This is a genomic window from Romboutsia sp. (assembly GCF_051659545.1).
In the GTDB taxonomy this organism is placed as follows: Bacteria; Bacillota; Clostridia; order Peptostreptococcales; family Peptostreptococcaceae; genus JBOFOR01.
Map to the genome: position 1 here is coordinate 1 of NZ_JBOFOR010000321.1, position 8,262 is coordinate 8,262.

At 29.4% G+C, this 8,262-nt stretch carries 10 protein-coding genes; all 10 read left to right on the plus strand.

All coding sequences use genetic code 11. From position 1 onward, the window contains the following. Positions 1 to 182: hypothetical protein (locus tag ACRC03_RS19230; RefSeq protein ID WP_438652520.1), on the plus strand; the 182-nt coding region annotated here is incomplete at its 5' end. A gap of 204 nt (positions 183 to 386) precedes the next feature. Next, a complete protein-coding gene (locus ACRC03_RS19235) occupies positions 387 to 845 on the plus strand; it encodes a lasso peptide biosynthesis B2 protein (RefSeq protein ID WP_438654227.1) in 459 nt (152 codons plus the stop codon). 140 nt (positions 846 to 985) lie between these two features. After that, the gene (locus ACRC03_RS19240; protein ID WP_438654228.1) at positions 986 to 1,264 is read left to right on the plus strand and encodes a lasso peptide biosynthesis PqqD family chaperone; all 279 of its coding nucleotides are present in this window, start codon (positions 986 to 988) and stop codon (positions 1,262 to 1,264) included. An 11-nt stretch (positions 1,265 to 1,275) separates the two neighbouring features. Beyond that, complete coding sequence (locus ACRC03_RS19245) at positions 1,276 to 1,962, plus strand: YveK family protein (RefSeq protein ID WP_438654229.1); 687 nt, start codon at positions 1,276 to 1,278, stop codon at positions 1,960 to 1,962. Positions 1,963 to 1,973: 11 nt separating this feature from the next. Continuing rightward, positions 1,974 to 2,711, plus strand: coding sequence for a CpsD/CapB family tyrosine-protein kinase (locus tag ACRC03_RS19250; RefSeq protein ID WP_438654230.1), 738 nt, complete (start codon positions 1,974 to 1,976; stop codon positions 2,709 to 2,711). 30 nt (positions 2,712 to 2,741) lie between these two features. After that, complete coding sequence (locus tag ACRC03_RS19255) at positions 2,742 to 3,443, plus strand: sugar transferase (protein WP_438654231.1); 702 nt, start codon at positions 2,742 to 2,744, stop codon at positions 3,441 to 3,443. Between the two features lie 76 nt (positions 3,444 to 3,519). Further along, complete coding sequence (locus ACRC03_RS19260; RefSeq protein ID WP_438654232.1) at positions 3,520 to 4,743, plus strand: glycosyltransferase family 4 protein; 1,224 nt, start codon at positions 3,520 to 3,522, stop codon at positions 4,741 to 4,743. Between the two features lie 10 nt (positions 4,744 to 4,753). After that, on the plus strand, positions 4,754 to 5,869 hold the full coding sequence (locus tag ACRC03_RS19265) for a glycosyltransferase family 4 protein (protein ID WP_438654233.1): 1,116 nt from the start codon (positions 4,754 to 4,756) through the stop codon (positions 5,867 to 5,869). Positions 5,870 to 5,882: 13 nt separating this feature from the next. Next, positions 5,883 to 7,052 carry a radical SAM/SPASM domain-containing protein gene (locus ACRC03_RS19270; RefSeq protein WP_438654234.1) on the plus strand — a complete coding sequence of 390 codons (1,170 nt, stop codon included), beginning with the start codon at positions 5,883 to 5,885 and terminating at the stop codon, positions 7,050 to 7,052. Between the two features lie 23 nt (positions 7,053 to 7,075). Further along, a complete protein-coding gene (locus ACRC03_RS19275; protein ID WP_438654235.1) occupies positions 7,076 to 8,218 on the plus strand; it encodes a glycosyltransferase in 1,143 nt (380 codons plus the stop codon). Positions 8,219 to 8,262 lie beyond the last annotated feature (44 nt).

Here is an 8,262-nt window from a genome sequence, read left to right on the forward strand (position 1 = left end):
AAATGTTTGTGTGCAAGTGTGGGCATAGAGAGAAGTTAAGTGTGTTTAAGAAGAGGAAAGAAGAGGATAAGAGTAAGGCTTCTAAGGGTGATGTAAATAAGTATCTGAAGAGTCAGAATAAGGATGATGAGGTATTTAACAATCCTTTTGCTGCTGCTTTGGCAAAGTTGAATAAGAAATAAAATAGAATAGTATTATAAAAAATAAGGCAGTAAATAAATTTAGTTAGTTAAATTTATTTACTGCCTTATTTATATTCTACCAAATAATAATTAAATAGAATAACTAGTAGTACTACCAAAGTAAAGAATACTACCTTAAATAATAATTAAACAATATTACTTAAGTTGCTAATATTTTAGTATGAAAATAATGGAGGATAAATAATGCATTACTTATACCAATTTATAAAAAAGGGAAATAAGTTTTTGTTCAAAACTAACTTTAGACAAAAGGCTTTATACATAGAAGCATTTATTTTAACAGGACTTATGAGATACAAAATATTAAAACATCCATTTAGCAAACTTAAGGAACAACTTGGAAATTACAATATAGAATCTTCAAAAGAAGCTAGTATTGAAGAATATAACTTAGCAAATAAAATTAGGTGTACAGTAGTAGGAATTAGTAGATACACACCATGGGAAAGTTTATGTCTGGTTCAAGCAATGACAGTTCAGAAAATGCTAAAAAAAAGAGGTATATCAACGACTATTTACCTGGGTGTAAATAGAAAGGAGGATAAAGAAATAGTAGCTCATGCATGGATTAGATGTGGAGAAATGTTTGTAACAGGTGGTGATGGCAATGGGTATGCAACAGTAGCTAAGTTTTCTAATTAGCTTCAGTCAGTTGAAGGTAGTAGAACCAGTGGTAGATATAGTAGAGAATAGTAATAGAATATTATACCTGAGAGTAATATTAAAGAGTTCTCCCTAAAAATATAATATAGATATAAATAGTATAAGGAAAGGAGAATAAAATGATAAACTTAGAAACCATAGTTTCATATAGAAGCGATTTAGATACTACTGACTTAGATGGGGATAAAGTAATGATGGACTTAGAAAAAGGGCAGTATTTTGCACTAAATAGTGTAGGAAGTAGAGTCTGGGAAGAAATAGAAAGTCCAATTAAAATTAGTAGTATAGTAGATAAATTGCTAGGAGAATATGAAGTAGATAGAGCTACATGTGAAGAAAGCGTAATGGAATTCATAGAAACCTTAGACAATGCAGGTCTATTAAGTAAAGAATTTTAGGGGGAAAAATAATGGAAGAAACAATAGACTTAAGGGAATATTTTGAAATAATTAAAAAACGAGCTTGGGTAATCATATTAACTACAATAATTGGAGCAACAGTAAGTTTTGGTATAAGCAAACTAACTTATGTACCAATATATGAAGCTAAAACTACACTAATAGTCAACGCAGAGACATATTCATATGAGGGTAGACCATATATTACAGGAGAACAAATTATGGTTAGTGAGAAACTAGCAGTATTATATGGTGAAATAGTAAATTCAAGAGCAGTACTACAACCAATAATAAGAGACCTAAACCTAAAAACATCCTATGAAGCTTTATCAGGTCAAATAAGCGTAACACCTGTAAATGAAACTCAAATTTTAAATCTATCAGTAAAAGATACAGATCCAGAAAGAGCAAGAGATATAGCTAACAAATTACCATCAGTATTTAGTGAAGAAGTAAAAAGAATAACAAAAGCAAGTGGAGTAGAAGTAATAGATTCAGCATTATTACCAGAGTTTTCGATCAACTCAGACTCATCTACAAAGATGGCAATATCAGCAGTACTAGGAATGATGACAGGACTCTTTATAATATTCCTATTAGAATTTTTAGACAACAAAATAAAAACACCACAAGATATACAAAAACACTTAGAAATACCAGTGCTAGGAGTAATTCCAAAAGAAAGTCTTATTAAATAGGGGTGATAAATATGAATAGATTAATAACTTTGAATAACCCAAAATCCCCTATATCAGAGATATATAGAGGGATAAGGACTAGTATAGAGTTTTCTAACCTAGATAAAAACATAAAAGTAATAAACATTACTAGCAGTAAGCCTAATGAAGGAAAAACAACAATAATCTCTAATCTAGCAGTTTCTTTTGCAAATCTTGAAAAAAAGGTACTGATTATAGATGGAGATTTGAGAAACCCAGGAGTACACAAAATGTTTGGTATAAGCAACATTATTGGATTAACAGATGTACTTGTAGGAAGTCACAATTTTGTAGAGTGTGTACATTGTACAGATACAAAGAACTTGCATGTATTAACTTGTGGACCAGTACCACCAAATCCATCAGAAATGCTAGCATCAAACAAAATGAAAAAATTTATAGAAGAGATGAGAGAAGAATATGATTATGTGTTTATAGATTCTCCACCAATAGGATTAGTTACAGATGCAGGAATAATTGGAGGATATTCAGATGGTTGTATATTTGTAGTAGGAGCACAAGAAACAAACATTGATGTGGTAAAGATGGCTAAAGAAAAATTGGATAGTGTTGGAGTAAATATAATTGGAAGTGTGCTAAACAAATATGCAGTAAAAAAATCAACACAAGGTTATTATGATTATTATTATCTAGAAACTAGAAGTAGCAAAAGAAAATCTAGAAAAGAAAATAGACGTAGAAAAAAGGAAGAAAAATCAATGGGTTAAATTTTAGGAAGGTTTGATGGGGAGATTTTGATGGATAAATTTGACTTTGAAGAGTTTGAGTTAGAAGATGAGTCAGAGGGTTCTTCTGTAGCTATTACTTGTGATGAAATTATAATTAATAAATCATGGCTATATATCTGGAGTAAAAGAGCAATAGATATATTAGGTTCACTAGCCGGTCTAATATTATTATGGCCACTGTTCATAGTTGTAGCTGTACTAATCAAATTAGAAGATTCAAAAGGTAAAGTTTTATTTACACAGGAGAGAAATGGTAAGTATCCGAAGATTTTCAAAATGTATAAGTTTAGAAGTATGGTATACAACGCAGAGGAACAGCTAGAAGATTTGATGGAGCAAAATGAGCAAACAGGACCAGTGTTTAAAATTGAGAATGATCCGAGAATAACAAGAATAGGTAGATTTATAAGAAAAACAAGTATAGATGAACTTCCCCAGTTGATAAATGTACTTAAGGGTGAAATGAGTCTAGTAGGGCCGAGACCACCGATACCTCATGAGGTAGAGCAGTATACAGAGTACCAAATGCAAAGACTAGCAGTTAAGCCAGGACTGACTTGTATATGGCAAGTAAGTGGTAGAAACAACATAGGCTTTGATGAGTGGGTGGATATGGATATAGAATACATAAGAACTAGAAGCTTATGGCTAGACATAAAGTTAATATTCAAAACAGTGTTTGTATTATTTGGAGATGAAAATGCTTCATAATATTTACTAATACCCTATATAGTTAGAATTAAACATAAAATATCTTAAATTAAATAAAAATATGAGGAAGTTAGATATGAAAATATTAAACGTAAATAAATTTTACTATAGAAAAGGTGGAAGTGAAGCGTACTTCTTTGGATTAGCAGATTTATTAAAAGAAAATAAACACGAAGTAATACCTTTCTCTATGAAAGATAAAAAAAACTATGATTCAAAGTATAATAAGTACTTTGTAGAAAATATAAGTTATGAAAATATGGGAATAAAAGAAAAGCTTAGTAATGGAGCAAAACTTATATATTCAGTAGAAGCTAAAAATAAAGCTAAGAAGATAGTGAGTGATTGTAATCCTGATATAGCACACTTACACATATTCCAACATCAGCTATCTCCATCTATATTAAAGCAAATTAAAAAAAATGGAACGTACATTGTGAATACAGTACATGATTTAAAGGTTGTATGTCCGAATTATAAAATGCTAAATAATGATGAAATATGTGAAAAGTGTAAAACAGATAAATTCATAAATTGTTTCAAAACTAAGTGCATCAAAGGATCTACAGTTAATAGTTTACTAAATACGATAGAAGCCTATACACATAGAATTCTAAAAAGCTATGACTATGTAGATAAATTTATATGCCCAAGTCAATTTTATAGCGATAAGTTTATAGAATTTGGTATACCAAAAGAAAAAGTAGTTCATATACCAAACTTTGTAGATACTTCAAAAATAAAGCCAAATTATGATTTTGAAGATTATTTTGTATACTTTGGTAGATTATCAGAAGAAAAAGGAATAAAAACACTGATAGAGTCAATGAAATTAATTAAAAAATCTAAACTGATTATAGTAGGAAATGGACCACTAGAAGAAGAGTTAAAATTAATTGTAAAAAATAATAACATAAATAATATTGAATTTGTTGGATTTAAGACAGGCATAGAGCTAGAAAACATAGTGAAAAATAGTAAATTTGTTGTTATACCATCCGAATGGTATGAAAATGCACCAATGTCTATAATAGAAGCTATGTCTTATGGTAAACCAGTTATAGGATCAAATATAGGTGGAATACCTGAATTTATAGAACATAACAATACAGGATTAATATTTGAAGCTAAAGATAGTATAGATTTAGAAAATAAAATAGATACATTATTAAATAATGAGTCGAAAGTTAAAGAAATGGGTAGAAAAGCTAGAGCAAGAGCAGAGAAACTTTATGACAAAAAAGTTCATTATGAAAAAATAATGTCTTTATACAATGAACTTATGAATAGTGGAAAGTAGGTAAATGATTATGAAAATAGCTATGATAGGACACAAAAGAGTTCCATCTAGAGAGGGTGGGGTAGAAGTTGTAGTAGAAGAACTCGGTACTAGAATGGTTATGCTTAATCATGAAGTACATGCTTACAACAGAAAAGGTAAGCATGTATCTGGTGAAAACTATGAGGTACAGAATCTGAAAGAGTATAAAGGAATGAAGATTTTACCTGTTCTGACTATTGATAAAAAAGGTCTAGCTGCATTGTCATCATCTGTATTTGCAACTATAAAAGCTGTATTAGGAAGATATGACGTTATACATTTTCATGCAGAAGGACCATGTGCAATGTTATGGCTACCACATTTATTAGGAATAAGAACTGTTGCAACAATACATGGATTAGACCATCAAAGAAGCAAGTGGTCTAACTTTGCAAAAAAGTATATATTATTTGGAGAAAAGGTAGCTGTTAAGTATGCTGACCATATAGTTGTATTAAGTAAAAATGTACAAAACTATTTCAAAGATACTTACAATAGAGAAACTGTATTTATTCCAAATGGAATAGAAAAACCAGAATACAGGGAGAGTAGAATAATAACTGAAAATTGGAATATAAAAAAAGATGAGTATATACTTTTCTTAGGTAGAATAGTGCCTGAAAAAGGAATCATGGACTTAGTAGATGCTTTTAAATTAGTTGAAAGTGATAAAAAGTTAGTGATTGCTGGTGGATCTAGTGATACTGATGAATTTATGAAAGAATTACAAGAAAAAGCATCAGGCGATGAAAGAATAATTTTTACAGGATTTGTACAAGGAGAAGCACTAGAAGAGTTATATAGTAATGCATATATATATACATTACCTAGTACTTTAGAAGGAATGCCAATTAGTTTACTTGAAGCAATGAGTTACAAAAACTGTTGTCTAACAAGTGATATAAAAGAATGTACAGAAGTGATACAAGATACAGGGGTTAGTTTTAGTATAAGCAATATGAATGATCTAAAGAATAAACTTCAAATGCTTTGTGATAGTCCGGAAACAGTAGATAAATATAGAATAAAGGCATTTAATAGAGCAATAAACGAATTTAATTGGGATGAAGTAGTAGACAACACATTAAAACTATACAACAAATAAAGGAGAAATCATTATGAAAAAATTGAATGGAACAGTAATCGTTACATATCGTTGTAATGCACGTTGTGATATGTGTAATCGTTATAAAAAACCATCTAAACCAGAAGAGGAAATCACATTAGAAACTATAAAAAAACTTCCTGAGATGTACTTTACTAATATTACAGGAGGAGAGCCGTTTATACGTACGGATTTAAAAAATATAGTAAGAGAATTATATAAAAAATCTGAGAGAATAGTTATTTCAACAAATGGATTCTTTACAGATCGTATAGTTGATTTGTGTAAAGAATTCCCGAACATAGGTATACGTATATCTATAGAAGGGTTAGAAGAAACCAATAATGCTATTCGTGGATTAAACGATGGATTCAATAGAGGATATGAGACACTAAAAAATTTAGTTGAAATGGGAATGAAAGATGTAGGATTTGGAATGACAGTTCAAGATAGCAATGCTAAGGACTTAGTTGAACTATACAAACTTTCAGACCAGATGAATATGGAGTTTGCTACAGCATCTTTACATAATAGTTTCTATTTCGTTGAAGCGAAAAATATTATCAAAAATCGTCCTATGGTAGCTAAAGAATTTGAAAATGTAATAAATGAATTATTAAAATCTAAAAGTCCTAAGAAATGGTTTAGAGCTTATTTCAACCATGGATTAATTAATTATATATACGGACAAAAAAGATTACTTCCTTGCGATATGGCTTTTGATACTTTCTTTATTGATCCATATGGTGATGTTATGCCATGTAATGGTACTAAAGATAAAAAAGTAATGGGGAATCTTAACAATAGTTCATGGGATGAATTATGGAATAGTAAAGAAGCAGAAGTAGTAAGATGCAAGGTTAAAAGCTGTGATAGAGAGTGTTGGATGATAGGTTCAGCATCTCCAGCAATGAAAAAATATATTTTAAAGCCTGCAACATGGGTAATAAAGCATAAGTTTTTAAATTTATTTAAATCAAAAAGATATAGTATGTATGAAAATAAAATTGTATGTGATTATAGAGATGGTAAAGTTACAAAAGAGCAATTAGATGATAGATCAACTTGTGATATGAATGCTATAGTTAACGATGGATTATCAGTGATATCAAGAGAGATGTTAAAGAATAAAACAGGTGAAGAAATTGTTGATGCAGATATAGCGAATCAGCTTCAAAAATAATTATATATTAGGAGTAATATTTTATGAAGAATGCTTTAGTAGTTGTTAATTTAGCTGGCTTTCTATGTTTCTTATGGAATGATTTGAAACTTCTTAAAGATATGGGGTACGAAGTATCCGTTGCATGTGATGGTAAACTTAGTGATGGAAATATAGCTAGAGAAATTAAAATATTAGAAAATGAAGGAATAGAATTCCATCAAGTGGATTTTGATACGAAAAATCCATTTAATAGTAAGAATATAAATGCATATAGACAGATAAATAAAATTTTAGATGAAACAAGGTACGATGTTATACATTGTCATACACCTATTGCTGGTATACTTACGCGTTTAGCTTCTATTAAATATAGGAAAAAGGGATCAACTATAATGTATACTAGCCATGGGTTTGCATTTACTGATAAAACTTCTAAAAAATCTTGGTTTATTTATTTCAATATTGAAAAAATAATGTCAAGGTTTACAGATGCTATAATAACCATTAATAATGAAGATTATCTGAATGCAAAAAAAATGAACTGCAATAGAGTTTTTTATATACCTGGAGTCGGTGTAGAGACAAAAAAATATAGAGATATTTTTATAGATAGAGATGAGTATAGAAAGTCAATAGGTATAGATAAAAATAGCATTATGATATTAAGTGTTGGAGAACTATCTCAAAGAAAGAATCATAAGGTGGTTATAGAAGCTATTGGAATGCTAAAAAATAAAGAGAAATATTCATATGTCATATGTGGTAAAGAAGTAGGGCATTCAGGTATTAAAGAACTATTGATTGAAACTGCAAAAAAGTATAATGTAAATTTAATTCTTTTAGGTCATAGATCTGACATTCCACAGATTACAAAGTGTGCAGATATATCAATAATACCATCTACTAGAGAAGGTTTAGGACTAGCTGGTATAGAGTCTTTATCAGCAAATATTCCTATAATTGGTTCAGATGTTCAGGGTATTAGGGATTATATTCAAGATGGTATAAATGGCTATTTATGTGATCCATATTCAGCTAAAGAATTTAGTATTGCTATACAAAAACTTGAAGATTTAGAGTTTAGAAAAAAAATAGCTAAAAAAGGTTTTGAAAGTATTCAACAATACGATATTGAAGAATCAAAAAAATCAATGAAAGAAATATATATGAAATATATAATATAAACATCCATAAAATAAGATATTTATTATATAGTCACAATGACTTA

Coding starts and splice junctions, on each gene's coding strand:
- ACRC03_RS19275 (WP_438654235.1), top strand. CDS start 7,076: ATGAAGAATGCTTTAGTAGTTGTTAATTTAGCTGGCTTTCTATGTTTC.
- ACRC03_RS19240 (WP_438654228.1), top strand. CDS start 986: ATGATAAACTTAGAAACCATAGTTTCATATAGAAGCGATTTAGATACT.
- ACRC03_RS19265 (WP_438654233.1), top strand. CDS start 4,754: ATGAAAATAGCTATGATAGGACACAAAAGAGTTCCATCTAGAGAGGGT.
- ACRC03_RS19260 (WP_438654232.1), top strand. CDS start 3,520: ATGAAAATATTAAACGTAAATAAATTTTACTATAGAAAAGGTGGAAGT.
- ACRC03_RS19270 (WP_438654234.1), top strand. CDS start 5,883: ATGAAAAAATTGAATGGAACAGTAATCGTTACATATCGTTGTAATGCA.
- ACRC03_RS19255 (WP_438654231.1), top strand. CDS start 2,742: ATGGATAAATTTGACTTTGAAGAGTTTGAGTTAGAAGATGAGTCAGAG.
- ACRC03_RS19250 (WP_438654230.1), top strand. CDS start 1,974: ATGAATAGATTAATAACTTTGAATAACCCAAAATCCCCTATATCAGAG.
- ACRC03_RS19235 (WP_438654227.1), top strand. CDS start 387: ATGCATTACTTATACCAATTTATAAAAAAGGGAAATAAGTTTTTGTTC.
- ACRC03_RS19245 (WP_438654229.1), top strand. CDS start 1,276: ATGGAAGAAACAATAGACTTAAGGGAATATTTTGAAATAATTAAAAAA.